We start from the raw sequence: 25,175 nt of genomic DNA, 5'->3' as shown, positions 1-25,175 counted from the left end.
CTGTTAATAAAGCCATTTTTAATAGAAAGCTAGGTGAAGATATGTTTTATTTTGATCTAGATTACTTGGTGTATTTTGCCGTGGTCGTATTCTTATTATTTGTAGGAGTGGCGATTGCAGCTGTGAAGTCAAAAGCAGCTTACGATGAGAAGGGGGAAGAGAAGATGTTTAAACATTTGTACATATATTTGGTGCTGTTTACGACGCTCTTGCTAACGATAGGAGGAAGTATTAGCGTATTTATGAGCGTGGCAGATATTGTGAGTCCGGATACGTATCAAGCTAGTTTTGCAGAATACAAATTGGGTTTAGCGGAAGTAGAATATGATGAAAACGGAAAGCCGTTGCCTAGTAAGAAAACGGAAGAAGAGATGCGAAAAGACTACGAGATGATGATTGAAAACGAGAAGATGCAGGAGAGAAGGAATGAGATAAATAAGATTGTAAAAAGTTCTGGGTTTATACTCATCCCACTTCCGGTCTTTCTGTATTTCAAGCGTCAGTTGCGTAAAAAAGAAGCTTAATAGCAAAAGAAAACGAGCGAAGTGTTCCGCTCGTTTTTTTGTGCTTTTATTGCTCAACAATTTCCTTGAGCTTGCTCTGCCATTTGTCGTCGTCCAAAATGATCTGAAACGAGATGCGGCGATTTTTTTGGAGCGCCTGAGAAGAGTTCCCTTCTGCAATCGGCTTATATTCACTATATCCTGTTGCGGCGAGGTATTGAGCATACTCTTTTCTAGCGAGCTTCGGATTTGCTTTTCCAAGATAATCGACGACTGCGACTGCACGCTGAGTGGAGAGCGACCAGTTGTCATATGGAACGGAATCTGTATGGCCTTCGATTAGAATGATATACAGATACTGACTCATGTCTTTTTCCTCGATGATTGCGGCGAGTGCGTCAGCGAGCGGGTCGAGTACTTGCTTTCCTTTTGCTGAAATATCTGCACTTCCGGTATCAAAAAGGATGTTGCCTTCTACAGAGATCGTGTTGTTCGGTCCACGAATGATCTTATCTTTTCCAACGTTTTCTTCTAGCTGCTTTTGAATGAGATCAGAGATATGCTTCTTCACCTCTGCCACCTGACCAAGTTCGCGTTTGATCTGAGCCTGATCATACGCGTTATAGATGCTCTGCACATAAGCGAGAATCGCAATAAAGACCATAACGAGCACCATCATTGCCATCATATCGGTAAAACTCGGCCAGAAGATTTCTTTTGTTTCTTGGCTGTCATCGTTGTAGTAAGATTTGCGCGCCTTCATACCGATCACCGTCTCCTAAAATTTTGCGGCGAGACTTCTGGCATGCGTTCATTTTCGACGTATTCAGGTGCGCGAGGACTGCGTGTTTCATAGATCACTTGGTTGGATGATTGGTTCATCGCAGCTTGGTAGATGCGCTGCATGAGGTGGTACATGTCAGAGAGTGTACGATTGTTGTCGGTGATGCTTCGTGTTAAGCCGTGCTGCAGGTTTTCAAGCGTTCGTGCGAGCTCGCGCATATCGTCATCGCTTCTGTTTTGATTTTGTGAGTTGTTTAGGGCAGAAGCCAGCTGGCGGCTCTGACTGTCCATGATGTTTCGAACCTGATCTGTAAAATCTCTTTTGATGTGTTCGACCGCAGAGTAAAATCCTTTTTCGAGCTGTCCGACACTAGAAGCGAAGTCAGCTGCTGCCCGGCCGTATTCGCCTTGTTTTTCAGCATAGCGATAATGCCATTCGTCTTGTTTTTGAGCGAGACGGTTCTCGAGTGCGTCATGCTGATTTTGATAGTGTTGAAGCTGTTCTTGCATGCCGCGGAGCATCGATTGTGCATGTTCTTCAGACCGGCGCTGTGCTTCTTGCAGCATTTTATCAGAGCGTTGGATGAGCTGTTCAAACTTCTGCTGACCTTGTGTGTGACGGTCGTTGCTCGTTTTTAGCTGTTGCTCGAACGAAGAGATGTTCTTAGCGAGCGCGTTAATACTCGTGTCGACCGTTTTTTGAATGGTTCCGAGTTCTTTTGTTGTCTCGTTGAACCGCTGTCCGAACTGATCGAGCTGTGTAGCGGATGCACCGAACTTCTCTGCGTGCTCGCGCTGCGCTTCAAATATGCCATTCACGTCTTCCATCGCTTTTTGAAGACCTGCCGTAAAATTAACCATCTGTGATGCGAACTCACCGAGCGTTTTGTCAAACGACGACTCGACGCGTGAAGCTAGGCGATCGAGAAGGCGCTCAACCGAGTCTTGCGGCTTATCGTTGATCAGGTCACTGTTGATGTTGTGATCGAGATACACTTCACAATCAGCTAAAAGTTTGTTCTGCATATAAGACAGTGATGTTCCTTGCGAGAAGAAGCCAGACTGAATGGAATTGAGCAGCAGTGCGGCTCCGATACCAGCAATACTCGTATAAAAGGCAACACTCATCCCTTCAAACGGCGCGGTGAGGGAGGAGATTATCGAATTGAGTGTAAGGTTTGAATCTGCGGGCTGCGTCCCAAGCGTCATGAGCGTATCTTGCATGGATAAAAGGGAGAGTGTAAGTCCTACGAACGTTCCGAGTACACCAAGAATAATGGTGAAGGATGGAAGCTGGTTGAGCAGCTTTTGGATATTGCCGACCGGTACCCGAAAGACGCCAAGAAGCGGAATTCGTTCGTTGTATAGGTGTTTTTCGATCAGTGCTTGCGTGTTGAGCTGTGGTACACCTGCAAGATGAAACTGTTTGTAATCGGCTGTGACACGTTGCAGCCATTGCGAATACGGCTGCTGATCTTTATTCGTTTCAAGCTGTTGAAGCTCTTTGTTCCATTTCCGAAAGTGATAAGCGGTTTGTGTGTGCCCCACAATCCCCATAAACACGAGAAACCCAATGACCCCGACGACGATTAAAGTAAGTTGATCCATCATGCCACCCCTTAGATGTCTTGTCTGACTGTCCTATATTGATAGATATGTCCTACTGTCGGGAAATATTTTAGGAAATGGGGTCTGACCCCAAACAAATACATAACCCCCTGAATTGTCCATTCAAGATGGACATTTCAGGGGGAGAGTTATTGGGGTTAATTTTCAAAGGAAAGAAATTAATCTTGACGCCAGGTGTGCTCTTAATCTCTTTGGTAATTCTCAACGCGATCGTTATAAAACGCAGCATACGAAGCGCTCATATATGGAGCGAGCCAAAAGAAACCAATACCAAGTGATAAAATGCAAAGAACTCCCCAACCTAGAAAGCTTAATTGTAAAACGAAAAATTTCCACTTATAGCCGTCCATCAACTGCCGGCTTTTCTTGATCGCAGCGTTAATGCCGATACCCGGATGATCTTTTAGAACAAAGTACGTTTGCGAATACGCGAATGCTTTAATGATTCCAGGGATCAGTAAAAGAAGAGACCAGAGAATCAAGTACACCATCATCACGAGATAGGAGCCGAGTATTTTTACATACGTACTGATCTCAGAAAACGCTTGAAATAGGCTTGAAACGTTCATTTTCTCACCTGTTCGGATCACTGATAAAAAAGTCCACAAATATCCAATATATAAAGGCAGTAAAACGAGTGTGATGATGAACGTGCTGGATGTTGGTCCGTTAAGTTCGTCGGCGGGTTGATTCAACCAAGCATTCCAACCACCACTCAAATTCACTTCAATGATTAGTGGGATGAGGTAATAGATGCTCGAGAACAACAACGTGAATAACGCTGCTGTGCCCCATTGTCCTTTAAGTTGAAGCCGGGCTTGCTGTTTGATTTCTTTATTTTTCATGATGTATCACCTTTCTGAAGTTGTCCTATCTTTATACTACGGTTTAGAAGGCGGAAAGATGCGTTTTCATGAAAATTAATAGTAGACTAGAGGAAAGTATGTTTTGTTTTGAAAAGGGAGGTTTGGATGTGCAGAAATTTGATGAGGTAAATGGTGCTGTACTTCTTTTTGATGGAGTTTGTAATCTTTGTAATGGGAGCGTGCAATTTATACTCAAACATGAAAAAAGTAACGAGTTAAAGTTCTCAGCCATACAGTCACAAGCTGGGCAGAAGCTGCTTTCACAGTACAACATGGATCCCGCACAAATGAATTCCGTTATTTTAGTTAAAGATGGAAAGATCTATACAGAATCGGATGCGGTAGCGGCAACCTCTCTGTTCCTTAGATTTCCATACAGCCTAGGCCAATATCTAAAGATTGTTCCACGGCCGATTCGCAACACTTTCTATAAAAAGATCGCCAATAATCGATACCGATGGTTTGGGCAAAAAAAGAGTTGTATGATCCCGAAACCTGACCTTCGAAATAGGTTTTTGCAATAGTTTTCACGACCAAACTTCATAAGTGCGCAGATCGCCTAATAAGATAGAACAAATGCCTATAAAGGGGAACTGTACGATGGGACAAAAAGTTCTGTTCTTTGGTGACGCTGGAATAGACGATACGATTGCCTTAGCTTATGCGTTTTTAAGTGATGAAATTGATATCGTTGGTGTTGTGGCGGACTATGGCAACGTATCGAGAGAACAAACAGTAGCAAATGTAAAATATATTGCTAAAACATTTAATTTTCCACAGGATGTTAGGATCATCGGTGGAGCAGAAGTTCCGATGACTGGGGAACAGCCTACCTTTTATCCAGATGTTCATGGTGTTTACGGGTTAGGTCCGATCGAACCGGGTGTACCTGAAGGATTTATTGAGAACTTTTTTGAGATCGTGAACGTGATCGAACAGTATCAAGATGATCTGATCATCGTGAATGCGGGTAGGTTGACGTCTCTTGCAACGATGTTTATTTTGTTTCAGTCACTTATGAAAAAAGTAAAAGCGTACTATATTATGGGGGGAGCGTTCTGGGTGCCGGGAAACGTGACGGCAGTGTCAGAGGCGAACTTTTACGGTGATCCGATCGCGGTCAGAATCGTGTTAACGTACGCAGAAAACGTAACAATCATCCCGTTGAATGTGACGGATAGGGCAGTTGTTACTCCGGAGATGGTTAATTATATTGATTACAAAGGCAAGGTTCCGATCCTAAAACCGATGCTAGACTTTTATTACAACTTTTACAAAAGCAGAAACCCAGAAATACTCGGAAGTCCTGTTCACGATGCCATTACGTTGATGGCCTGCATAAGAGAAGATATGTTCACGTATAAGTCGCTGCCGGTACATATTGTGATTCAAAATGGTAATACGGCAAGAGGACAGAGTATTGCCGATGTTCGGCCGTATGCACAGTTTGCAGATGATGAAAAACGACACCGAATCGCGTTTGATTTTGATTATAGCTATTTCTTCCGAGATTTTATGCGTATTATGACGGGTGAGACATTTTCATAGTGTTAGTTTAGAATCGGGGAAGGAAGTTAGGGGTTTTTAAGATCGATTTAAGAGAAGGAGGAAAGGGTAGAAACGGCATCATAATAAAAAACCGGTGATTCTACGAAACGTACGAACCCCGGTCGAACTTTAAGTGTCGTTTTATGTGATTAAGCGCAATTTTTAATTTGATCTAGTTTGTTTAGCTTTTCGTCTAGTATTTGGCTCAACTGAACAAGAAGCGGATCTGCAAGACTATTAACCTTTTTACTTACCTCATACATGGTCGTGCGAATGGCGTCTATCTCTGTAGTTAAGACAAGAGCATTGCTTCGGCTCATGGTCCATTCCCCCTCTAATATAATAACCACTTCTGCACCATTAATATCGGTAAATCTTGTAAATATTATATACCATATTTTGTGTCAAGTCTATTAATTTTTTACACATATAGGGGGGGCAGACCCCCTACAATTACACTTTTACACATTTTGTACTACTCCAGTAGACAAAATGTGCTTTTTTTCCTGTAAAACTTTGTTGCTTTCTGTCGATATACTTTTTGCTGCTTAGTAAAAAGTAACTGCAGGAGGAAGAAATGATTAAAAAAAGTCTACAGAGGCAAATTCTTGTGCCTTTTCTATTACTTATTGTGATGACTGGTTTCGTAGTGAGCGGAGTTAGTTATATGTTTAGTAAGCAAACAACCGTTGATAATTCATCGAAGAATACATCAGAACGCATGCATGATCTGGATGAGACGCTCAACGGATTTTTAAAAGACAATGCCAATTTCGTTTCTGCTTATGCAGATTCGGCAACGATTAAGCTCCATGCAAAAGGAGATAGCCCAGACTATATTATTTCTAAGTTCGAAGACTATCATCTAGCAAATGAAGCAATCATGAACAGCTATTTCATTTCGGAAAGCAAAGAAGTGGTCATGTATCCTATACCTGCATCACCAGTCGAGGACATGACGTTAACGCCGTGGTACCAACAAGCAACAAAGAATCCTGCTCAAGTCTTCTGGACAGATCCGTTTATTGACGAAGCGACAGACCGTCCGGTAGTAAAAGCCGTAAAAGCGGTTGAATACAGCGGGAAAGTCGTGGGTGTAACGGCAATTGATATCGCCGTAAATGATATCTTAACACTTATGCAAAATGTGAAAATCGGGGACACTGGTTATGCTCTTCTCATCGATAATTCGGGGAATTATATGGTGCATCCTGATGCAAAGATGCTGGGAAAAAGCGCAACAAAAGAATCATTTTATAAAGGTATCACGAAAAAAAATGGAACGATCACGACCGACATCAACGGTGAAGAAAGAGTGGTCAGCTACACAAAGAACGACACAACTGGTTGGAAATTAGCAGGAACTGTAGCACTTAGTGAGTTTGAACAAAAAGCTACTGTCATTCTTTTACCGATTGGGATTGCTTTACTAGTCACTCTTTTAGTAGCGGCAGTCATCTCGCTGTTTGTTTCAAGAAGAATTACGGTGCCTGTGAATCAATTAAAGAATGCGATGCATGAGATCAAGAATGGAAATCTGCAGACAAGCGTCTCTATACAAAGAAAAGATGAGATCGGTGAACTAGCTTCTAGCTTTGATGAGATGTCTAATCAGATGCGGACGTTGATTGCCGAGATGGCTCAGATTACCGATCATGTGACAGATGCGTCTCAAACGGTCGTTGCGAGTGCGGAAGAAAATTCAGCATCCGCACAAGAAGTTTCAACGACGATGCAGCAGATCGCCGCGGGCTCTTCTCATCAAGCAGAGTTGATGGATGAGAATGCAAAAGCTGCGAACGTACTAGCTGAGCGAATCAGTCAAGTTCATGCGCATGGCGAGATGATCGAAAAAGCAACACAGCAAATGAATGAAGAATCATTGACTGGTGTAAAAAAGGTGAGCATGCTAAAAGAGAAGTCTCTGATGACAACAGAAATGACAAAAGAGATGATTTCTTCTATTAAAAAACTTGATGAAACATCTGGCAGCGTTCAACAGATTGTTCTAACGATAAGCGATATTGCAAACCAAACGAACTTATTGGCGCTAAACGCAGCAATCGAGGCGGCTAGAGCAGGAGAATCTGGAAGAGGGTTTGCGGTCGTTGCAGATGAAGTAAGAAAACTTGCAGAGCAGACTGAGCTATCTTTGAAAGATATTAGCACATTGATTACGGATATGCAGCAAGTAACAGAAAACACCGTCGGACAAGTTCAAGAAGCAGCAGCTCTCATTCTTTCACAAAGTGAAGCGGTTGAAGAGACAGAGCAAAGCTTTACCGCGATTTCTAGTGCCGTTAAAGGAAATGTAGAAGCATTAAAAGATGTGATTCAGTCAGTGGATGAAATGACGAAGCAAAAAGATGTACTGCTTGAGAATGCGTCCCATATCTTGGCGATCACGCAAGAAACAGCGGCTGGAACAGAAGAGGTTTCCGCATCAGCCGAACAGCAATCTGCGTCGATGGAGCAGTTGAACCACTTAGCGGATCAGCTTGAACAGTACGCAGAACAAATGCGTACCCACGTCCAGCGGTTTACATTTTAGGGGTCTGACCCCACACAATTACATTAGTGCCGTTTTTGTCTTTTTCAAAAAGACAAAAACGGCTTTTTCTTTGATATGAGTGATTTTTTGAAAAAGGAAAGAGTGTAATTTTACATCTGAACTAAAAGGGTTTAAAGCTCTACTACAGGGGTAATCTTGCTCTCAACATAATCTCGATATTGAGATTTCGAATTGCTAAACTGCTCAAGAAGGGTTGAGGTGTGTACAAAAGGGCACACCGATGGGGTTACATAATAGCGGTAACTGCTCCATTGATATTCTAAGGGGTACATGACCAGGTCGGCAGAAACGGGATTCAAATGAATATAGCGACTCGTGTCTAACAGATGTGACCGATCTTCGATTAATTCTGCTCCGTATCGACCTTGAAACACATGGCCAGTCAGTTCGTATTTCTTGTTGAAATACATAGCGTACGTTTCATTTAATTCTTTCATGAAATCTCCAGGTGGTGATTTGCTGCACAAAATTTGTAAGTGAGTGTGGTTTGTCATGAGGCAATACGAGAAGAGCTCAACAGCATGCTTTTTAACACAATGACTTAAGATCTTTAAATAGCGGTGGAAATCTAAGTGGGAATAAAAAAGAGGTTCCCTGCGATTTCCGCGGGTAGTCACGTGATAAACAGCATCAGGATACCAAATGCGAGGGGATCTAGGAATGTTTTTCACCTCCTTTCAATCGTATTTACATTATACGTCTAGCAAGGGAATCTGGGAAATGGGGACTGACCCCAAAAAATTTATTTCCCTCGTTGTTTTCAAGCAAAACCTTTATATCAGTTTTGGAATGCAACCGGTTCGAAACTTCTCTTTTCAGGAAGTTATCTTTTTTAGCAGAATTCCCATAAAAAAATGTCGAATTCAATCCATTAAACGAACTATTTATCAAATTTCCCCGGAAATTATTCATGGGAAAGGGAATAGAGTTTTCCATTCTACATAAAATAACCCCGTATTTTTATTTAACGGAGGTATGTCATTTGAATCAGAACCAAAATCAACCTAACATGAATCCGCAAACAGGGAACAGCAATCCTGAATTCAACCATGTAAATATGCAGACCGGACAGGTACCTGCTCAATTAAACCATGGTGGGCATGAGATGTTTGATGTTCATGAGATGCTAAGCGGAATTGTTGGAACATTGAACTTATATACACTTTGTAAAGGACATGTTCAGGATCCTGAGCTCAAAACGATGCTCGACCGTCATTATCAACACATTACAAAAGAATATAACGCGTGTGTACAAGCTTTTCAGACAGGAAAAGACCCAGCAATGCGAACAGAATCATACAAGATGGCTCAAGATAATAATTTTGTATATGGTTTGAAACCTGCGCAACCCGTCAAACCTATTCAAAGCGTTACAGAATTAAACGATCAATCCGTTTCGACTTTAATTCTAGGAACTTTGAAATCGAATGCTTCTCTAAGAGGTATGGCTACACTTGAAGTTACAAACCCAGTGCTTAGACGCGTATTAGCAGATGGAATTCCGAACTGGATCGAGATGGCATACGAATTGTCTATCTGGCAGAATAAAAATCATTACTACCAAATTCCTCAACTGAACCAACAAGATATGACGAGTATGCTTGGTGCATACGCTCCGTCTACTCAAACACAGCCACCTCTTCAATAAATGACTTAAACGAGTACCGATAATGGTGCTCGTTTTTACTTTTACACATACTGAAACAGGGATATCATGAGAAGAAATAGAAAATTTTATAATCGTCGAAGGGCTCGACAACGAGAAATGAATTTGCCATAGTAATGAGTGGACTTATATTTTGTACTGAAACTCCAGGGGGTTAAGGATATGAAAAAGGGAACAGACTGGCGGTATCGTGTATCGAATAGAGAAGCCATCATGGGTACAGTGCTTGCCATTTTGAACTTTATTTGGTGGTATGCGTTTGCATACGGTCTAGGCGGACGTCCTATTAAAGAATACACATACATACTTGGCTTTCCATCATGGTTTTTTTATAGCTGTATCGTAGGATTTGTTGTTTTTACAATTTTAGTTTGGATTATGGTGAAGTTCTTCTTTAAAGAGGTTCCGTTTGAACTTGATGAAACGAAGGAGAATGAGGAGGGAGATGTCCGATGAATTGGGATGTGATTCTTCCTTTAGTAATCTTTTTGATCTCAGTGTTCTTTGTAGGGATTTATACATCTCGGCACATTAGAAACGGATCGTCATTTTTACAAGATTACTTCTTAGCAGGCAGAGAACTTGGTGGATTTGTTCTTGCGATGACGATGGTAGCGACATACGGAAGTGCGTCGAGTTTTATCGGTGGACCTGGTGCAGCCTATCAATTAGGACTTGGTTGGGTGCTACTTGCTATGGCGCAGCTTGTGACAGGATACTTCACCCTTGCTGTGCTTGGTAAAAAGTTTGCTATCGTTGCACGAAAGATTAACGCAGTTACACTGATAGATTTTCTAAAAGCACGATATGAAAGCAAGTGGGTCGTTATTTTATCTGCAATAAGCATTGTGGTCTTCCTATTTTCTGCAATGGCCGCTCAATGGGTAGGCGGGGGACGGTTGATCGAATCGTTTACCGGAGTTTCCTATACGACAGCGCTTTTCATCTTCTCTGGCTCTGTCCTCGTGTATGTGATTGCCGGCGGCTTTCGTGCGGTTGTAATCACAGATGCAATACAAGGTGTCGTCATGGTAATCGGAACCGTCATCATATTGGCCGGTACGATTATCGCAGGTGGGGGTATCGAGAACATCATGAGCGAGTTGCGAGCGGAGAACCCGAATCTTATTTCGCCTTATGGTTCTGATCAATCGCTTACTCCTCTCTATGTATCATCGTTTTGGATCTTGGTTGGTGTTGGAGTCGTAGGATTGCCGCAAATATCGGTGAGAGCGATGAGCTACAGAAATGCAAAAGCGATGCATCGGGCGATGATCATCGGAACGTTTGTTGTGGGGTTCATCATGCTAGGTATGCATCTAGCTGGTGTATTCGGAAGAGTCGTGCTACCGGGAATTGAAGTGCCGGATAAAGTGATGCCGCTTTTAGCACTCGAAGTATTGCCAGGGTGGTTAGCCGGTATCGTGTTGGCAGCGCCTTTAGCTGCAGTCATGTCAACGGTGGACTCAGTGCTCTTACTCGTAAGTTCTGCAATTATTAAGGACGTGTATATTAATTACATCAAACCAGATGCTGAAGAGCAATTTGTAAAAAAATTGAGCTTTGGGATAACAGCGGTTGTTGGACTGAGCGTATTCGCAATGGCGATTAACCCGCCTGACTTGTTGATCTGGCTGAATCTGTTTGCCTTCGGAGGACTAGAAGCTGCCTTCATATGGCCAATCGTATTGGGGTTATATTGGAAAAGAGGAAATGCGAACGGAGCGATTGCCTCTCTGATCGTAGGGGTAGGATCCTATATGTTCCTACATCTTAACTATCCAAATCTTTGGGGCATGCACACAGTAGTGCTGCCAATCGTACTTTCCTTGATTGCCTACATTGTGGGAAGTTTCACAAAGGGGGTCAGACCCCAGACAAATACATTCTAGAAGACAATGTCCACACTCGGTGGACATTGTCTTCTTTCATTTCTCACCTTCAGCACCATCTTCTTTTCTACAATAAAATACTAAAAAAACAATTTATAGTAATATCTTACTAAATACCCATTTACAGAGAATGTGGCTGGTGGTAATTTTATATCAGAATATAATTAGATAAGTGTGGAGCTGTGAAGGTTATTCTGTATGTGGGCGCTTGGAATAACTGAAGCTAGTAGCGCAACCGACCGCTTTCTTTATTTGTTCTCTAGATAAAGGAAGGGGTATTTATTATGGAAATTTCACGCAAAGAAAAATTCAGTACGAAGAAAAAGACAACTAAGAAATGGCCGAAGATAGTTTTAGCGACTACGATTGCACTTGGTGTAGGTACTACATCTGCGTATGCAGCAAATCCAAATCTTGCAAACGACTTATATAATAAGATTATGGAATATACATACCAATCTGAGATCGAGAGTGAGTTAAACAAAGAGAAGAATGACTTGCTTAAGAATGTGAATGTAGCGATAAAAGGAATTGTTGCGGATGCCAAGAAGGATTTGGATTCTAACAAAGAAAAGATCATTCAAGACAAGAAAAAAGAACTAGAAACGCATTATAAACAAGAACTCGCAGAAATAACGAAAAGAAAGAACGAAGCAGTAAATAAAAAGACCGAGAACATGAGCACGGATGCGACACGTTCTTCCGAGCAAAAGAAAGCGGACATTTCTTCAGCCATTCAAAAAGAAATTCAAGAGTCTGATATAAATAAAAAATAATAACTTATTAAAAGAGCGGAATCTTCATTCTCCGCTCTTTTCCTTTTTCTGATATCCTAGAATATAGAAAATCTATGAACGGAGACAACACTATGAAAAAACTATTTCTAACACTTGGGATCCTCTTTGCTGTATACGCAACGGCCATGCTGCTTCAAACGACCAACATGGATATGGGTCTTGCGGTTTTCTTCTTGTTAGGTGCATTTTTCTTCATCCTTTTCTTCCGTTACAACACAGCTATGAAACTATTTAAAACGTACAAAAAAACGACGCTGACCGTCCTAATTACAACCATTCTATTTGCAGCAACGCTAGAAACTCTTATTCTTACATCTGCCAACACTGATCCTGAGAAGGTTTCCTCCAAGATAGATTCGATCCTCGTACTTGGTGGCGGAACGAAGAACAATCGACCAGGTGCTGTCCTAAAAGGTCGGCTAGATCAAGCTCTCGCGTACGCAAAGGAACATCCAAATGTTATCTTCATCGTAAGCGGTGGTCTTGGATTTGGTAAAACGACGAGCGAAGGATCTATCATGAAAAATTATCTCGTTGAGAATGGAATTGAAGCGGACACCATTCAGATTGAGGAAAAAGCTACGAGTACATACGAAAACTTATTATATACAAAGGAAATGATACAACCGAACGACCAACTGCTTATTGTAACGAGTGCCTTCCATCTTTTCCGAACAAAGATGATCGCAAAGCGTGTTGGCATTGAGGCAGAGGGACTTGGCTCACCGTTGAGAATTTCTTCTGTCCCACAAGCTCACGTTAGAGAGTATATGGCGATTATAAAAAGTTATTTTACTGACAGATAGAGGAGGACGGCTTCCATGTACAAAAATAAATACCATTGCTGCGCGACTTGTATAAATTTTAAACCTGAAAAAACGAATCAAGGGATGCGCTATCACTGCGTGCGTTTAGGGTATGAGACGAAACCAGACTATCAGTTCAATTGTTGGGAGCCCAAACCTCACGTGGTGGAGCTCATGAATAAGAAAAAATAATTTTTGGAACAAATTAACACAAATGCCTTGCATTACAAGTTAGTGCCGCATATACTAATGGTATATCTTGTTATGCAAGACATTCTTTTTTTATCTATAACTCTTGTAATACAAGATAGTGAAATGAGGTGTAGCACATGTCGAACACTCAAATGTTAAAAGGAATTCTCGACGGCTGCCTTTTAGCCATCATCAACGAAGGAGAAGTCTATGGCTATGAGTTAGCTGAAAAGCTTGAGACATACGGATTTCAACAGACGAGTGAGGGAACGATCTATCCACTATTAATACGAATGCAAAAAGAAGAACTTGTTACGACGACGCTAAAAAAATCAACGGCGGGGCCAAGGCGGAAGTATTATTCACTTACCTCAAAGGGCGAGGAAGAACTTCAAGCATTTATTAAAAGATGGAATCAACTTAGTCATTCGGTCGATCAAATTTTACAAAAGAGAGGAAGCGGAAAATGAATGCGCCCAAACATACGTTAACAGCTGAAAGTCAGGATTTTTTAGATAACCTAAGCCTTTACTTGTTTTCGAGTGGAAAAAAAGAGGAAGAGGTGAAAGAGATCGTAGAAGAGTTGGAAGATCACCTGATCGAAGCAGAAAAGCGCGGAAAATCAGTATCTCACATCATCGGCCATTCACCAAAAGCTTATATGGAGCAGCTTTCAGAAGAAATGTCTTTTGATTTCAAATGGCTCTCTTACTTGCCGATCATCGTTCTCGGTGTTTTCGCCTATGTTTTGCTTGGTGATTCGATAAGAGGAGGCGTGCAGTATACATTGCTTCAAGTGGTTGGTTATCCAGCGGTTTGTATCATACTCGTGCTTTTCTATTTAAGAATGTTCAAGTTCTTAGCGAGCACTAAGCTTTCTAAAACAAAGACCATCATCACCACATTGACCTTAGGAATCTTACCGATTTTGTTCTTTTTAGGTCTTATGTTTGCAAACGATGCCTATAAGACTCCGGTCGTCATAAAGCTTGGAGCAACAGGAAACATTATCGCCGCACTCCTTGCTATCTCCATCTTTATTGGAATCGCTTTATGGAGCAAAACCTGGTTTACAATCGTCATTCCAACCATGCTTTTTCTACCTGAATTTCTAATCAGTCTGACCTCATTCGAAAAAGAAACGAAAGCCATTTTAACAATAAGTGCGCTGTTTGTAACACTTATTATCTATAACGTGTATACGTTTAAAAAAGCGAAAAAAGAGAACCGAATCTAAATGGTCGGTTCTTTCTTCTGAGTAAAATGTGGTTGCTAAACAACGTACTTGCACTGAAAAAGCTTACAATGTTACATTGTGTAAGGCTTTACACAGCAAATAAGTGGAAATACTGTTGATAGATGAAGTGATCTAGAATAATGGTAAGATCACTGATACAGAAAGGAAATTTGATATGAATCTCCAACTTCCGATTGAAATAAAAGAAAAACTGCAGCAAGATGCAGCAAAACGACTAGAAAATCTACCAAATGAATATAAAGAATTAATTGGGGAGCAGGGATATACAGCGCCTGATGCAGCATTGATTGAGGATGCCGTGATCGCGCTTGCTCTCGGAAAGAATGTATTGTTGAAAGGACCGACGGGGTCAGGTAAAACAAAGCTTGCAGAGCTTCTTTCAAACGTGTTCGGTCAACCTCTTCATCAAGTAAACGCCTCTGTCGATCTTGATGCTGAAGCGCTTCTTGGTCATAAGACGTTAAGCTATAGCGAGGGTAAACAGGAGATCGAGTTCATTCCTGGGCCAGTCACAAGAGCGGCAGCAAACGGGCATTTTCTCTATATAGATGAGATCAATATCGCAAAACCAGAAACCCTGCCCATTCTAAATGGAATGCTCGATTATCGCCGTACGATTGCCAATCCTTTCACAGGTGAAGTGGTAAAAGCGCAGCCTGGTTTCAATGTTATCGCTGCGATCAACGAAGGATACATCGGAACAGTACCGTTGAACGAAGCGTTGAAAAACCGTTTTGTCGTGATCGAAGTGCCTTACATTCAAGGTGATACGTTAAAAGAAATGCTTAAGAACCAATCTCAGCAAAAAGACGAAGACGTACTATCCAAGTTTGTTCAGTTGTCGTCAGATTTGATCGGGCAAGCAAAAGCAGGTCATCTGTCTGAAGATGCAGCATCTATCCGTGCGTTGCTAGATGCAGCCGATCTCTCTGTTTATTTGCCGGCGAAGCGTGCCATTCAGCGCGCGATCGCAGACAAGCTCGAAGATGCGCGCGAACGCGCCCTCGTTGCTAACGTAGCCGCAACCCTGTTCGCGTAAGCTGGGAAATGGGGTCAGACCCCATACAATTTATTTCCCATGACGATTTTGGAGGTTTTCCCTAGATGAAATTCCTAGTATTTGCGGATACGAAGATCGATTCTTTTGTTCACATGCAACTGATCGATCTTTCCCGCTCACTCTCAAAAGTGGATAAAATGGACGTTTCGTTCTCGTACCACTCGTACCTTGAACGAAACAGCGGCGTCACACACGTCAGCCAGTTCTGGAACCCGTACCCGCGCGAAATTCAGCTTGAAGGCTGGAAATCGGATGTTTATTTGCGCAGCTATGGTACTCAGTTTCACACGGACGACTATGTGATCTGGGATACCTTGAAGCAGTTGAAATCTCATCCGCACCGTGAATTTCTCAAGCAAGTCCTTCTTTTTGCAGAAGATTATCGGTTAGAACTGATCTGCGTTAAGAACCGACCGGGGATGAAGCATGCTTTCAAGCTCCGAAAAGAAACGTTTCAGGTTCATTACAACCGTGAGTACCGAAAGCATATTCAGCAAAAGCGTACACTTGATGCGCTTTTTTGCCATATCATTCTTTTAGCGAACAAACGATTTGTAGCCGTGCCAGAAGAAACGCAGAAACTCTATCAAGAACTGCGATCTCATTTAACAAAACTTACAACGGCAAAATCGACTGAAGATATAGCGGCTATCATCAGCGCAATGACTGCTATCACTCAAGAGCATACAAATGTAAACGATATGAAAACCGCATACCGCAGTTTCAGCGATCAATCGCAGCAAGCGGATAAAACCAGTGAGACCGATCAAAACTTTGACGACCTTACACGCAACAACGAAACGAAAACGAAGAAAACGATCACCAAGGATGAAGATTCAGACAAGGATAAAGACGACAAAGAAAAAGAGTCTCATTCCTCTTGGCATGATGAAACATCTGACCCGCAGGATTCGTTTTTACAAATGGACCTTGATCAGGGGACAAATATGGATCTGTTAGGAGAAGGTGCGAGGGAAGCGGAGAGTGGTGACGCGGTGTTCGGATCGGTTCAAACGAGCGCTAAAAGTACAGACAACAACGACTTCGACACCCAAAATGAGCATGAAGCCGAAACAGACAACAACCAAAATGGATCGGACTCTGCGAACCACTTCCCATACGGAGAGGTGAACAAAAATGTCACCGAGCACTTTGTTCCTGCAGAACCTGCAACCCTCGACGAAATTGCTCAGTACGACGAATATAATCAAGAGATCGCGCCATTCGTTTCGCAGCTGAAACAAAACTTTTTAAAAACGATGGAGCACAAACGAACTGCACCGAGAGAAGATTTGCACTTTGGAAGACTTGGAAAGAAGCTTACGAGACTCGTAACTGATAAGAATCCAAGGCTTTTCCGGAAAAAGCAGGAATCTCCCCAAGAACTCGACACGACGTTAACGCTCCTCGTCGACTGTTCAGCGTCCATGTTCAACAAGATGGAAGAGACGCAAAAAGGAATCGTGCTTTTTCATGAAACGTTAAAAGCTCTTCGGATTCCGCATTCTGTAGTTGGGTTTTGGGAAGATGCAGCAGATGCTTCTACTAACGATCAGCCGAACTATTTTCATGAAGTGATCTCCTATCGTAACTCTCTGCATCAATCGGGAGCGCCGATCATACAGCTCGAACCACAAGAAGATAACCGTGACGGATATTCCATCCGACGTATGGGAGAAGAGCTGGCAAAACGACCAGAGCAGCAAAAGATTCTGCTCGTTTTCTCAGACGGTGAACCAGCGGCTTTCGATTATGAATCGCATGGCGTACTCGATACACACGAAGCGGTTACTCGTACAAGAAAGCTTGGGATCGAAACGATTGGTATGTTCATCGCAAACGGAGAGATCACAGAGGAAGAAGAGAAGTTGATGCAGAATATCTATGGTCCGCAAAATGTAGTTGTGCCAAGTGCTTCAGAGCTTGTCGACTATCTGATGCCCGTACTTCGTAAGCTACTTTTCAAATCTTTATAAAACGCCAAAACGCCTGGGTCAGCTCACCCCAAGGCGTTTTTTATGTATGTATCAATACTCCAATAGCTTCAGCCAAGCAAAGATTACTCCAACAAACCCCGTGTAGCTAAAGATCCTGACAGACCATTCTGGTAAGGCTGTTCGAAGTACGCTTGAAAATATGCCGACCACAATAATCGCGGCAAGTAAGATGTAAATGGAAATGATATCGAACGGAATACGAAAAGACAGCCATTGTTCCATCGCCAAACCTCCCTAGTAAGGATAATATCGGACAAAATGCCTATACATTAAGAACAATTCACGAAAAAAGCCGAATTTTTATGTGTTCGAAAATCGGGATATGAAGGATAACATCGGGCACCGCAAATAGGGCAAACGCATATAGTATTACTAATTCAGGTGTTAGGAGTGAATGATGTGAATCAACGTGTAGTAGACGTCATTTTAGCAGAAGCAGAAGAAGAATATTTAGCAAATAATAAAGATGGTACCACGTTTGCTGCAGAACTCGCCTTACTCGCTTCAACGCTTGTGACCGCGGGGGATTTTCTAGCTACGTTCAGTGCAGCGATCGCTCTCAGACAAGTGTACCTCGATCAAGCGCAGGATCTAAAAGACCAGCAAGAACAAGAAGCTCAGATGAAAGACATCCAAGATCAGATTACAGCGTTAAAAAATGAGATTAAAATGCTGAGGGGAAGAAAATAAACGGACTTCCCCCTAATTTTTCATTTGGGATCAATCATACTCTTTCTTTTTCCACTCATCTTCAGGCATCTCAAATTCATCGCTCGAAAATCGTTCTTCTTTAAACGGATCGCCATACATATGAAAGCCGTTTTGCTCCCAAAAGCCTGGCTGATCCTCTTCTAAGAACTCGAACTTACGAATCCACTTTGCACTTTTCCAAAAATAAAGATGCGGAACGATGAGACGCAGCGGAAATCCATGCTTTTCCGTTAACGGCTTGCCGTCAAAAGAGTGCGCAAGAATGACATCGTCTCGCAACAAATCTTGGAGAGGAACATTCGTCGTATAATCGTAATCAGCGTGGACCATCACATACTTTGCTTTTGGATCCACATCAAAGTGCTTTAAAAAGTCCGTAAATTTAACACCTTCAAACGCATTGTCGAACCGTGACCATCTCGTCACACAGTGAATATCTCGTACTACTGTCGTTTGAGGCATCTTCATGATGTCTTCAAAACTAAATTCGACACGTTTTCCTACGAGTCCTTCTACAGATAACGACCATTTTTTCATATCGTAAACAGGAACCTCCCCCTCATGAAGAATAGGGAACTTTTTTGTTTCAACCTGCCCAGGAGGCAAGCGGTTTCCTAGTTTTTCATCGACTTGTGGGACACGCATCTTTTTAATGCGATCCGCTTTGTTAAGGTCCATAAATGAACACCCTTTCTTTAATACGATTGATTCCATTTGAGGTAGCAAAAACAAAAAACGCCATCTTTTATAAAAAAAGAGGACGAGTGGTTGTGTTCACATCCTCTTATCTTTCAGTCTGTAAAACTGTTAGATGTAGCACCGTGCCTAACAAAATAGGTGGTTGCCGGGCTTCATAGGGCTAATTCCCTCCGCCTGCTCGAAATAAGAGACCGATTAATCGGCTTAAAAACGATATGTAAGTTACAACTATTATACATTCAGGACATGAAAAATCAACTTGAAATGAGATCAGCCACAAAAGACATCTCGCGAGAAATGCCTAGATACAGAACGACAACGCCAAAAACCGCTGTACTGATCAAGAAAAAGTAGACGATTTTTTCTTCGGCTTCCTTTTCACTCTGCCTTTTTTCTGATTCAGTCGACTCACTCTTGCCAGAACCTTGAGACGTTTTTTTCTTTTGCTTACCTTTACCAAGACCAAACATAGCTGAAATCCTCCGCATCTTACAGATGTTTCTGTTAACAGTTTTTCATGAAAGCTGTTTTCGTATTCATCGATGTTTAAGATAGAGGTTGATTTCCGCTCCAGGTTGCTCGCTTTCCGCGGGGCAGGCGGTGAGCCACATTTGTTCGTTTCACTCTTAAGTGTCTCACCTGCCCACCTGTCCCGCAGGAGTCTCGCACCTTACACTCCAATCAACTTCTCGAAGAAGCAAATGAACAAAAATGCATTAACTCTACAGAAATTGTCTTCATGAAGAAGGGAGTTTTAACAAATGCAATTTAGTTGTTAAGTGTGGATAACAGTCGTTAACAGCATCTATGAAAAAAGGAAAATAAAAAACCTCCAGAAGTTATAAACACTAACTTCCAGAGGTTTGGGAACATTTTTATTTATATCAATTACTGCTGAACAGCCGCCGCTGCATTTACGCGTCCGTTTTGGAACTGGCTGCCTGTTCCGGATACAGGATCAGCTGTGTTTTCAAGCGCTGCACGGATTTGAGAAGCACTCTTACCTTGAGCCGCAAGAAGTCCTGCTACACCCGCAACAACTGGTGATGCCATAGACGTTCCTGAGAAACTCGCATACTGGTTATTTGGTGTTGTTGAATAGATGTTAACACCTGGCGCTGCGATATCAACCCACGTACCGAAGTTTGAGAATGAAGCTTTACGGTCGTTTTGATCGGTAGCCGCAACTGCAATCGCGTTCGTATAATAAGCAGGGTAGCTAGGAGAAGATACACCCTCATTTCCTGCAGCAGCAATGACTACAGAACCTTTGCCCCATGCATAATCAACTGCGGATTGAAGAGTCTGTGTGCCGCCTGCTCCACCAAGACTTAAATTGATAACTTGCGCACCTTGATCAGCTGCGTAACGAATGCCTTGAGCGACGTCATCGAGTGATCCACTGCCGTTCGCATCAAGAACACGAACTGCTAGAATAGAAGCTTTTGGAGCAAGACCCGCGATTCCCACACCGTTATTTGTGTTCGCAGCCGCGATACCCGCAACGTGTGTACCGTGCTCGTTCTCATCCAATGGATCGTTATCGTCATCTACATAGTCGGCACCTTTAATGACTTTTCCAGCAAGGTCTGGGTGGTTATAGTCAACGCCTGTGTCAATTACTGCAATTTTTACAGAGGAAGAGCTCTGCGTAGTATCCCAAGCTTGCTCAGCTCCGACTTTTTGTGGCGCATATTGCTGACTTTGATAAGCAGGATCGTTTGGTACATAGCTTGCATGGAACGTTAAGTTAGGTTCCGCATACTCAACAGAGTCAAGATTTTCATAGTTCTTGATCGCATCTGCCACACTGCCGTCTACTTTCACGACTGTAAAGTCTTTTGTAACCTCAACTACTTTACCGCCAAGTTGTGAAACTTTGTTTTTAGTGTTAGCTGCTGCTGAAACAGAATCTTTAAAATGAACAATAATTTCTTGTGAAGCAGCTTTCGTTGCAGCCGGTGTAAAGGAAGCTTTCGACACCTCCGAATTTGCAGCAGATGCTGGCAATGCTAATGACACCAGTAGTGGTAATGTTGCGGCAGTCGCCACGAAACGCTTTAACATAAAAATCACTCCTCTGTTGTATTTACCAAGCAAGCTTGGCTCCGATGGTAAGGAATTCAACAATTTTCAACAAAACCCTTTAATACTATTCGAAAATAATGATTATTTACCAAAAGACTACAATCACAGAGAAGATATTACTACAAGAGCTTCTAGGTCCGCATGACCTATTCATTATCTTAAAATATAAAGTGGGTAGGTGATAAGACTCAAATTCGACGGAAAGCGCATTCAGTCTCATCCCCTTAAACAGAAACATAGGACTACTTTGAAGAATGGTGTAAGGTAAGAGGGAAAGAAAAAAGAAATTTTTTATTTGAGGAGGAGGAATAAAGGTGGCACGTTTACCAGAAGTAGATGTTGAAGGAACACCCTTTAAGAAATCCCTTGCTAATGCACCAGGTATTCTAGATGCTTTTCAGCAGATGGAAAAAGCGCTGAACGACATACTAGAGCCTGAACTTATGGAGATGCTCCGCTTACGAGCGGCCTCAAACAATGGGTGCGACTACTGACAAAGCATGGACTACGGGACTCTGGATGAGTCCTCACGAAAAACGGCGATGAAGCAAGGAAACGCAGAACTATCAGAACGTGAAAGTCTAGCTCTCGAACTCGCTGATCACATTATGGCTTATCACGGACAACTGCCAGATGAATTATACAACCGACTCACGAAACATTTTTCAAAAGAAGAGATTATTGCGCTATTCTTCCAAATCGGAAGCAAAAACGGAGCCAACTGGTTTATTATCGCGATGGGAATACTAAACGATTAAAAAATAAAACGTCCAGATCACACATGCGATCTGGACGTTGTTTTATGTATTATCTATGTTGGTCGATCAGGATCAGGTTTCCATCTGGATCTTCAAGAGTCAAACTCGCAGGGCCTTCACTCGTTTCATCCGCTTCAGTCGATAACGAAATTCCTCTTTCTTTCAGCTGTTTCTGAAGCTCTCGAATATCAGTGAAATTTTCAAGATTTTCCGCATTTTGGTTCCATCCAGGGTTGAAAGTCAAAATGTTTTGTTCAAACATACCTTGAAACAAGCCGATAACCGTATCCTCATTCTTCATGATCAACCAGTTATGCTCGATGTTACCACCTAACGATTCAAATCCTAAATTTTCATAAAAAGCTTTTGAACGGTGGATATCTTTTACACTTAAACTTACAGAAAACGCACCAAGTTTCATAAGATCCTCCTTAAAATATCTGATAATTTAACTATAGATTTCTTTTACCCCGATTACAATTCAATTCATGACGAAACTTTCCATCGAAAAAAAACGTATAGCATAGAGGGAGGAGGTTGAAAAGTATATGTATGAAGGCCGACCAAAACTTAACATACAAAGAACATGGTTTGAAAACTTTTTAGATATCGCATCAATCACCTTATTGGTAATAGGAACAGTGAGCTTGATCTCACAGTGGGCTGCTATTCCGAACACCGTGCCAACCCACTTTAATGCAGCCGGAGAACCAGATGGCTGGGGAAGTAAGAACAACCTATGGATTTTAATCGTGATGGGAGCGGTGACGTGGTTACTGCTTACCGTGTTAGAAAAATTTCCGCACATCTACAATTATTTTAATCTTACGGAAGAAAACGTAGAAAGACAGTATAAAAATGCGCGCATGATGATCAATGTAATGAAAAATGAAATCTTGATCTTTTTCGTCTATATGACTTGGGCCTGTGCAGAAGTCGCCAATGGAACAAGTGAAGGATTAAGTGTGTGGGTACTCCCCATTTTTATCATAGGAATCACAGGATCCATCGCTTTTTTCATCGTAAGATCAATTAAATGGAAGTAAAAAAGGGGACGAACTTCATTTGGAGAAGTAGAGTCCTCTTTTTTATGAAGTGTGTCTTTTCCTAGAGTACATAATAGCTATGTGTGCGCCGTATAAGGATAGTTATTTACCATAGTTCGGTAATGTGAATTAATTTCACGGATAAGCTCCATAATTTCACGGTAAATCATTTTAATTTCACGGATAAATTTTTTTATCGAATTTTCGACTCATACCGACACTGAAACAATAATAAAGCAGCTCATACTTTTTGATGAGCTGCTCCCATTTTTGATTACTGATCTTGATGGTTGCGTGCACGCGCTTCATCTGGACCTTCCATCTTAGTAGCACCAGAATATTTTAAGTCTTGATCACGGTCAGATTCAACGCGGCCAGATTCACGCAACTTCTTTTCCTGTCTGTCTTTTCCCATAGTGAAATCCCTCCAATCACATCAGATTTTCATTAGTATGAGGACTAACTGAAACTTTTATGTAAAAGCTGAAAATATCCTGAAACAGCCTACCCAAACGTTTAGCTTTTAGAGAAAAGGGAATCCCCTAACTACGAAAAAAATTAATCGAGGAGGACTTAAAATGGTACAGAGTGTAAACACTACAAACGGATATGAAAACGGCATGTATCCTGAAGATGCTTACGGTACAGCGCAAAGAGAGAGAGTGGCAGACCCGCAAAAAAGCAAGCTACTAACAGGAATCGTAATTGGCGGTATCGTTGGTGGGGCACTTGCCTTGATTGATTATAATACACGGTCAAAAGTAAAGAACACTGCGGTAGGGTTGAAGGATAGCTCCAGCAAAATGATTACGGAAGTTAAACAAAATCCAGGTGAAGTGAAAGATCAGATGATCAGCCAGTTCAAAACAGCGAGCACCACTTTAAAAGATGCGATCAACGACGCGCAAGCGCTATACGAGCGTCTCAATAAAGACGTTTTTGGAAACATTAATACGCTAAAAGAAATCTCAAGTGATGTGTTATCGACAGCTAAAGAAACAAAAGGGGAGCTTGGCAGCATCGGTTCAAAATTAAAAGAAGCAGGATCCGAACTAGCTGATAACCCAATCGGAAATGACAAGCTTCACGATTATTCCACTGGATCAGCGCAAGAAACGACTTACACAAGAGAAAATGATACAAACGTCGTTTCAGTAGGCGTGACTTCACAGAACAATCGTAAAAACTTGTAAAAAAACAAAAAACAGCTCTCTGCGCAGTTTCGCTGCACAGAGAGCTGTTTTTGTATTGTTGAAAATCTCATTGAAAATGGATTGGAGCGAAAACAAACTGCTACACTCCATTTAAAAGTCGTTTATTTCTATATAAGATCTAGCTATTTATGATTTGTCTAATATCGTTCAAACGTACAACTTGCTTCGCATCTTCAAAATGCTCCGAATAGTTTTCTGTTACGGAAAAGTCCACAACAGCGGTGTTGGTCAACAATGAAGTAATTTCTCCTTTTAAGCCGTCGAATGTTTCAATAATATCACCGATTTTAAATTCCATGCCTTTTCCTCCAACGTAATTAATGTTTGTACTATTTTACCATAATTGTGACTAATTTTCCTTTTATTTTTAAAAACTTCTATTTGTTAAGTATTATAGCTGAATCAATTACGTATTGCTATTGAAGCGCTTTTAATGTTAACTTAAAATTAATATAAGTTGACATAACTATGATGAGGTGTTTTTTCATGAAAACAAAAGAGATGACGTATGTAGCTTTATTCGCAGCAATCATGATTGTATTAGGATTCCTGCCCCCAATCGTTTTGCCTTTTACACCAGTTCCCATTACAGCACAAACTCTTGGTGTAATGCTTGCAGGTGTGGTGCTTGGTGCCAGACTAGGCGGATTAAGTATAATTGTTTTCTTACTAGTAATTGCAGCTGGTGTTCCAGGATTAGCTGGTGGACGCGGTGGCGCAGGTGTTTTTGTAGGACCAAGTGCTGGTTATATACTTAGCTGGCCATTATCAGCTTTCTTAATCGGGTTATTGATCGAAAAAGCAAGACAACCACTTCAAGTGTGGAAGGTCTTCATATACAATTTCGTCGCAGGAATCGTCTTTGTTTACCTTTGCGGTATTCCAGTTGTTGCATTTGTAATGGACATAAGTTTGGAGACAGCTGCAGTTTCAGGTTTAGCTTACTTACCAGGCGATTTGATAAAAGCTACTATCGCAGCCGCACTTGGTGTTAAAATAAGACAAAGATTATTTAAAAATCAGACTGCTCTTACTCAAAATCATACGATCAGCCATTAATAGATTGTCTTCGGACAGTCTTTTTCTATAG

Annotated in this window: 31 protein-coding genes and 2 riboswitches; of the genes, 19 read left to right on the top strand and 12 right to left on the bottom strand. The window is 41.7% G+C overall.

Annotated features, from left to right (window positions below; all coding sequences use genetic code 11):
• Positions 1–41 precede the first annotated feature (41 nt).
• Positions 42–524, top strand: a complete 483-nt coding sequence (locus IHV12_RS05235; RefSeq protein WP_197190102.1) for a hypothetical protein — start codon at positions 42–44, stop codon at positions 522–524.
• A 46-nt stretch (positions 525–570) separates the two neighbouring features.
• On the opposite strand, the gene IHV12_RS05230 is transcribed toward IHV12_RS05235, so the two are convergent.
• The 3 genes from IHV12_RS05230 to IHV12_RS05220 all read right to left on the bottom strand — a co-directional run bounded on the left by IHV12_RS05230 (position 571) and on the right by IHV12_RS05220 (position 3,760).
• Positions 571–1,266 (bottom strand): OmpA/MotB family protein, encoded by a 696-nt coding sequence (locus IHV12_RS05230; RefSeq protein ID WP_197190101.1) that lies wholly within the window; start codon positions 1,264–1,266, stop codon positions 571–573.
• A 5-nt stretch (positions 1,267–1,271) separates the two neighbouring features.
• A complete protein-coding gene (locus IHV12_RS05225; protein ID WP_197190100.1) occupies positions 1,272–2,897 on the bottom strand; it encodes a hypothetical protein in 1,626 nt (541 codons plus the stop codon).
• A gap of 200 nt (positions 2,898–3,097) precedes the next feature.
• Complete coding sequence (locus IHV12_RS05220; protein WP_197190099.1) at positions 3,098–3,760, bottom strand: DUF975 family protein; 663 nt, start codon at positions 3,758–3,760, stop codon at positions 3,098–3,100.
• 128 nt (positions 3,761–3,888) lie between these two features.
• Here IHV12_RS05220 and IHV12_RS05215 point away from each other — a divergent pair, with 128 nt between their 5' ends.
• Positions 3,889–4,305, top strand: a complete 417-nt coding sequence (locus tag IHV12_RS05215) for a thiol-disulfide oxidoreductase DCC family protein (RefSeq protein WP_370568766.1) — start codon at positions 3,889–3,891, stop codon at positions 4,303–4,305.
• 76 nt (positions 4,306–4,381) lie between these two features.
• The gene (locus IHV12_RS05210; protein ID WP_197128393.1) at positions 4,382–5,329 is read left to right on the top strand and encodes a nucleoside hydrolase; all 948 of its coding nucleotides are present in this window, start codon (positions 4,382–4,384) and stop codon (positions 5,327–5,329) included.
• A 149-nt stretch (positions 5,330–5,478) separates the two neighbouring features.
• Here the strand turns inward: IHV12_RS05210 and IHV12_RS05205 are convergent, their stop codons facing one another.
• Positions 5,479–5,649: an aspartyl-phosphate phosphatase Spo0E family protein gene (locus IHV12_RS05205; RefSeq protein WP_082861519.1), complete on the bottom strand. Its 171-nt coding sequence runs from the start codon at positions 5,647–5,649 to the stop codon at positions 5,479–5,481.
• A gap of 257 nt (positions 5,650–5,906) precedes the next feature.
• On the opposite strand from IHV12_RS05205, the gene IHV12_RS05200 reads away from it, so the two are divergent.
• On the top strand, positions 5,907–7,880 hold the full coding sequence (locus IHV12_RS05200) for a methyl-accepting chemotaxis protein (RefSeq protein WP_197190098.1): 1,974 nt from the start codon (positions 5,907–5,909) through the stop codon (positions 7,878–7,880).
• Positions 7,881–8,011: 131 nt separating this feature from the next.
• Here IHV12_RS05200 and IHV12_RS05195 read toward each other — a convergent pair whose 3' ends face one another.
• Positions 8,012–8,518, bottom strand: coding sequence for a transposase (locus tag IHV12_RS05195; protein ID WP_197128397.1), 507 nt, complete (start codon positions 8,516–8,518; stop codon positions 8,012–8,014).
• A 392-nt stretch (positions 8,519–8,910) separates the two neighbouring features.
• Between IHV12_RS05195 and IHV12_RS05190 the strand changes: the two genes are divergently transcribed.
• The 9 genes from IHV12_RS05190 (at position 8,911) to IHV12_RS05150 (ending at position 17,548) form a co-directional block, all read left to right on the top strand.
• Positions 8,911–9,549, top strand: coding sequence for a spore coat protein (locus tag IHV12_RS05190; protein ID WP_197190368.1), 639 nt, complete (start codon positions 8,911–8,913; stop codon positions 9,547–9,549).
• Positions 9,550–9,729: 180 nt separating this feature from the next.
• Entirely contained in the window at positions 9,730–10,023 is a 294-nt protein-coding gene (locus IHV12_RS05185) for a YhdT family protein (RefSeq protein WP_197190096.1), read from the top strand.
• A complete protein-coding gene (gene panF, locus IHV12_RS05180) occupies positions 10,020–11,459 on the top strand; it encodes a sodium/pantothenate symporter (protein WP_197128401.1) in 1,440 nt (479 codons plus the stop codon). The genes IHV12_RS05185 and panF overlap by 4 nt, the downstream gene beginning before the upstream one ends.
• Positions 11,460–11,626: 167 nt before the next feature.
• A riboswitch (cyclic di-GMP riboswitch) is annotated at positions 11,627–11,709 on the top strand.
• A gap of 34 nt (positions 11,710–11,743) precedes the next feature.
• The gene (locus tag IHV12_RS05175; protein ID WP_197128403.1) at positions 11,744–12,235 is read left to right on the top strand and encodes a hypothetical protein; all 492 of its coding nucleotides are present in this window, start codon (positions 11,744–11,746) and stop codon (positions 12,233–12,235) included.
• Positions 12,236–12,327: 92 nt separating this feature from the next.
• Positions 12,328–13,062 carry a YdcF family protein gene (locus IHV12_RS05170; protein WP_197190095.1) on the top strand — a complete coding sequence of 245 codons (735 nt, stop codon included), beginning with the start codon at positions 12,328–12,330 and terminating at the stop codon, positions 13,060–13,062.
• Positions 13,063–13,391: 329 nt separating this feature from the next.
• Positions 13,392–13,724, top strand: a complete 333-nt coding sequence (locus tag IHV12_RS05165; RefSeq protein WP_197128409.1) for a PadR family transcriptional regulator — start codon at positions 13,392–13,394, stop codon at positions 13,722–13,724.
• A complete protein-coding gene (locus IHV12_RS05160; protein WP_197190094.1) occupies positions 13,721–14,491 on the top strand; it encodes an HAAS domain-containing protein in 771 nt (256 codons plus the stop codon). Before IHV12_RS05165 ends, IHV12_RS05160 begins: the two co-directional genes overlap by 4 nt.
• A gap of 175 nt (positions 14,492–14,666) precedes the next feature.
• Positions 14,667–15,551, top strand: a complete 885-nt coding sequence (locus IHV12_RS05155) for an ATP-binding protein (RefSeq protein ID WP_197190093.1) — start codon at positions 14,667–14,669, stop codon at positions 15,549–15,551.
• A 65-nt stretch (positions 15,552–15,616) separates the two neighbouring features.
• Positions 15,617–17,548: a vWA domain-containing protein gene (locus IHV12_RS05150; protein WP_197190092.1), complete on the top strand. Its 1,932-nt coding sequence runs from the start codon at positions 15,617–15,619 to the stop codon at positions 17,546–17,548.
• 51 nt (positions 17,549–17,599) lie between these two features.
• Here IHV12_RS05150 and IHV12_RS05145 read toward each other — a convergent pair whose 3' ends face one another.
• Entirely contained in the window at positions 17,600–17,791 is a 192-nt protein-coding gene (locus IHV12_RS05145) for a hypothetical protein (RefSeq protein ID WP_197128417.1), read from the bottom strand.
• A 177-nt stretch (positions 17,792–17,968) separates the two neighbouring features.
• On the opposite strand from IHV12_RS05145, the gene IHV12_RS05140 reads away from it, so the two are divergent.
• Complete coding sequence (locus IHV12_RS05140) at positions 17,969–18,259, top strand: hypothetical protein (RefSeq protein WP_197190091.1); 291 nt, start codon at positions 17,969–17,971, stop codon at positions 18,257–18,259.
• A 30-nt stretch (positions 18,260–18,289) separates the two neighbouring features.
• Here the strand turns inward: IHV12_RS05140 and IHV12_RS05135 are convergent, their stop codons facing one another.
• The 3 genes from IHV12_RS05135 to IHV12_RS05125 form a co-directional block, all read right to left on the bottom strand.
• Positions 18,290–18,994 carry a sulfite oxidase-like oxidoreductase gene (locus IHV12_RS05135; protein ID WP_231620638.1) on the bottom strand — a complete coding sequence of 235 codons (705 nt, stop codon included), beginning with the start codon at positions 18,992–18,994 and terminating at the stop codon, positions 18,290–18,292.
• A 67-nt stretch (positions 18,995–19,061) separates the two neighbouring features.
• Positions 19,062–19,169, bottom strand: a riboswitch (SAM riboswitch).
• A gap of 64 nt (positions 19,170–19,233) precedes the next feature.
• Positions 19,234–19,449: a hypothetical protein gene (locus IHV12_RS05130; protein WP_197190090.1), complete on the bottom strand. Its 216-nt coding sequence runs from the start codon at positions 19,447–19,449 to the stop codon at positions 19,234–19,236.
• Positions 19,450–19,867: 418 nt separating this feature from the next.
• Complete coding sequence (locus IHV12_RS05125) at positions 19,868–21,046, bottom strand: S8 family peptidase (protein WP_197128423.1); 1,179 nt, start codon at positions 21,044–21,046, stop codon at positions 19,868–19,870.
• 335 nt (positions 21,047–21,381) lie between these two features.
• On the opposite strand from IHV12_RS05125, the gene IHV12_RS05120 reads away from it, so the two are divergent.
• Together IHV12_RS05120 and IHV12_RS05115 are read left to right on the top strand one after the other, a co-directional pair.
• Positions 21,382–21,561: a hypothetical protein gene (locus tag IHV12_RS05120; RefSeq protein ID WP_197128425.1), complete on the top strand. Its 180-nt coding sequence runs from the start codon at positions 21,382–21,384 to the stop codon at positions 21,559–21,561.
• 48 nt (positions 21,562–21,609) lie between these two features.
• On the top strand, positions 21,610–21,825 hold the full coding sequence (locus IHV12_RS05115) for a carboxymuconolactone decarboxylase family protein (protein ID WP_197128427.1): 216 nt from the start codon (positions 21,610–21,612) through the stop codon (positions 21,823–21,825).
• A 49-nt stretch (positions 21,826–21,874) separates the two neighbouring features.
• On the opposite strand, the gene IHV12_RS05110 is transcribed toward IHV12_RS05115, so the two are convergent.
• Positions 21,875–22,246, bottom strand: a complete 372-nt coding sequence (locus tag IHV12_RS05110) for a VOC family protein (RefSeq protein ID WP_197190089.1) — start codon at positions 22,244–22,246, stop codon at positions 21,875–21,877.
• A 127-nt stretch (positions 22,247–22,373) separates the two neighbouring features.
• Here IHV12_RS05110 and IHV12_RS05105 point away from each other — a divergent pair, with 127 nt between their 5' ends.
• A complete protein-coding gene (locus IHV12_RS05105) occupies positions 22,374–22,871 on the top strand; it encodes a DUF1648 domain-containing protein (protein WP_197190088.1) in 498 nt (165 codons plus the stop codon).
• A gap of 274 nt (positions 22,872–23,145) precedes the next feature.
• Here the strand turns inward: IHV12_RS05105 and IHV12_RS05100 are convergent, their stop codons facing one another.
• Positions 23,146–23,286 (bottom strand): YpzI family protein, encoded by a 141-nt coding sequence (locus IHV12_RS05100; protein WP_082861516.1) that lies wholly within the window; start codon positions 23,284–23,286, stop codon positions 23,146–23,148.
• Positions 23,287–23,449: 163 nt separating this feature from the next.
• On the opposite strand from IHV12_RS05100, the gene IHV12_RS05095 reads away from it, so the two are divergent.
• Positions 23,450–24,064, top strand: coding sequence for a hypothetical protein (locus IHV12_RS05095; RefSeq protein ID WP_197190087.1), 615 nt, complete (start codon positions 23,450–23,452; stop codon positions 24,062–24,064).
• 139 nt (positions 24,065–24,203) lie between these two features.
• Here IHV12_RS05095 and IHV12_RS05090 read toward each other — a convergent pair whose 3' ends face one another.
• Positions 24,204–24,383, bottom strand: a complete 180-nt coding sequence (locus IHV12_RS05090; protein ID WP_066398675.1) for a DUF2187 domain-containing protein — start codon at positions 24,381–24,383, stop codon at positions 24,204–24,206.
• Between the two features lie 188 nt (positions 24,384–24,571).
• On the opposite strand from IHV12_RS05090, the gene IHV12_RS05085 reads away from it, so the two are divergent.
• Entirely contained in the window at positions 24,572–25,144 is a 573-nt protein-coding gene (locus IHV12_RS05085; RefSeq protein ID WP_197190086.1) for a biotin transporter BioY, read from the top strand.
• The last annotated feature ends 31 nt before the right edge of the window (positions 25,145–25,175 follow it).

Source organism: Fictibacillus sp. 7GRE50 (genome assembly GCF_015903875.1).
Taxonomy (GTDB): domain Bacteria; phylum Bacillota; class Bacilli; order Bacillales; family Fictibacillaceae; genus Fictibacillus; species Fictibacillus phosphorivorans.
The sequence above is the reverse complement of the archived record's forward strand: the minus strand, read 5'-3'. Positions and strand labels throughout refer to the sequence as shown.

Excerpts from the sequence above, each read along its gene's own strand:
- IHV12_RS05205 (WP_082861519.1), bottom strand. The coding sequence starts at position 5,649 with ATGAGCCGAAGCAATGCTCTTGTCTTAACTACAGAGATAGACGCCATT.
- IHV12_RS05135 (WP_231620638.1), bottom strand. The coding sequence starts at position 18,994 with ATGGAATCAATCGTATTAAAGAAAGGGTGTTCATTTATGGACCTTAAC.
- IHV12_RS05235 (WP_197190102.1), top strand. The coding sequence starts at position 42 with ATGTTTTATTTTGATCTAGATTACTTGGTGTATTTTGCCGTGGTCGTA.
- IHV12_RS05110 (WP_197190089.1), bottom strand. The coding sequence starts at position 22,246 with ATGAAACTTGGTGCGTTTTCTGTAAGTTTAAGTGTAAAAGATATCCAC.
- IHV12_RS05200 (WP_197190098.1), top strand. The coding sequence starts at position 5,907 with ATGATTAAAAAAAGTCTACAGAGGCAAATTCTTGTGCCTTTTCTATTA.
- IHV12_RS05090 (WP_066398675.1), bottom strand. The coding sequence starts at position 24,383 with ATGGAATTTAAAATCGGTGATATTATTGAAACATTCGACGGCTTAAAA.
- IHV12_RS05085 (WP_197190086.1), top strand. The coding sequence starts at position 24,572 with ATGAAAACAAAAGAGATGACGTATGTAGCTTTATTCGCAGCAATCATG.
- panF (WP_197128401.1), top strand. The coding sequence starts at position 10,020 with ATGAATTGGGATGTGATTCTTCCTTTAGTAATCTTTTTGATCTCAGTG.
- IHV12_RS05185 (WP_197190096.1), top strand. The coding sequence starts at position 9,730 with ATGAAAAAGGGAACAGACTGGCGGTATCGTGTATCGAATAGAGAAGCC.
- IHV12_RS05145 (WP_197128417.1), bottom strand. The coding sequence starts at position 17,791 with ATGGAACAATGGCTGTCTTTTCGTATTCCGTTCGATATCATTTCCATT.
- IHV12_RS05175 (WP_197128403.1), top strand. The coding sequence starts at position 11,744 with ATGGAAATTTCACGCAAAGAAAAATTCAGTACGAAGAAAAAGACAACT.
- IHV12_RS05150 (WP_197190092.1), top strand. The coding sequence starts at position 15,617 with ATGAAATTCCTAGTATTTGCGGATACGAAGATCGATTCTTTTGTTCAC.
- IHV12_RS05095 (WP_197190087.1), top strand. The coding sequence starts at position 23,450 with ATGGTACAGAGTGTAAACACTACAAACGGATATGAAAACGGCATGTAT.
- IHV12_RS05155 (WP_197190093.1), top strand. The coding sequence starts at position 14,667 with ATGAATCTCCAACTTCCGATTGAAATAAAAGAAAAACTGCAGCAAGAT.
- IHV12_RS05230 (WP_197190101.1), bottom strand. The coding sequence starts at position 1,266 with ATGAAGGCGCGCAAATCTTACTACAACGATGACAGCCAAGAAACAAAA.
- IHV12_RS05210 (WP_197128393.1), top strand. The coding sequence starts at position 4,382 with ATGGGACAAAAAGTTCTGTTCTTTGGTGACGCTGGAATAGACGATACG.
- IHV12_RS05160 (WP_197190094.1), top strand. The coding sequence starts at position 13,721 with ATGAATGCGCCCAAACATACGTTAACAGCTGAAAGTCAGGATTTTTTA.
- IHV12_RS05130 (WP_197190090.1), bottom strand. The coding sequence starts at position 19,449 with ATGTTTGGTCTTGGTAAAGGTAAGCAAAAGAAAAAAACGTCTCAAGGT.
- IHV12_RS05100 (WP_082861516.1), bottom strand. The coding sequence starts at position 23,286 with ATGGGAAAAGACAGACAGGAAAAGAAGTTGCGTGAATCTGGCCGCGTT.
- IHV12_RS05105 (WP_197190088.1), top strand. The coding sequence starts at position 22,374 with ATGTATGAAGGCCGACCAAAACTTAACATACAAAGAACATGGTTTGAA.
- IHV12_RS05165 (WP_197128409.1), top strand. The coding sequence starts at position 13,392 with ATGTCGAACACTCAAATGTTAAAAGGAATTCTCGACGGCTGCCTTTTA.
- IHV12_RS05220 (WP_197190099.1), bottom strand. The coding sequence starts at position 3,760 with ATGAAAAATAAAGAAATCAAACAGCAAGCCCGGCTTCAACTTAAAGGA.
- IHV12_RS05170 (WP_197190095.1), top strand. The coding sequence starts at position 12,328 with ATGAAAAAACTATTTCTAACACTTGGGATCCTCTTTGCTGTATACGCA.
- IHV12_RS05225 (WP_197190100.1), bottom strand. The coding sequence starts at position 2,897 with ATGATGGATCAACTTACTTTAATCGTCGTCGGGGTCATTGGGTTTCTC.
- IHV12_RS05115 (WP_197128427.1), top strand. The coding sequence starts at position 21,610 with ATGAAGCAAGGAAACGCAGAACTATCAGAACGTGAAAGTCTAGCTCTC.
- IHV12_RS05125 (WP_197128423.1), bottom strand. The coding sequence starts at position 21,046 with ATGTTAAAGCGTTTCGTGGCGACTGCCGCAACATTACCACTACTGGTG.
- IHV12_RS05190 (WP_197190368.1), top strand. The coding sequence starts at position 8,911 with ATGAATCCGCAAACAGGGAACAGCAATCCTGAATTCAACCATGTAAAT.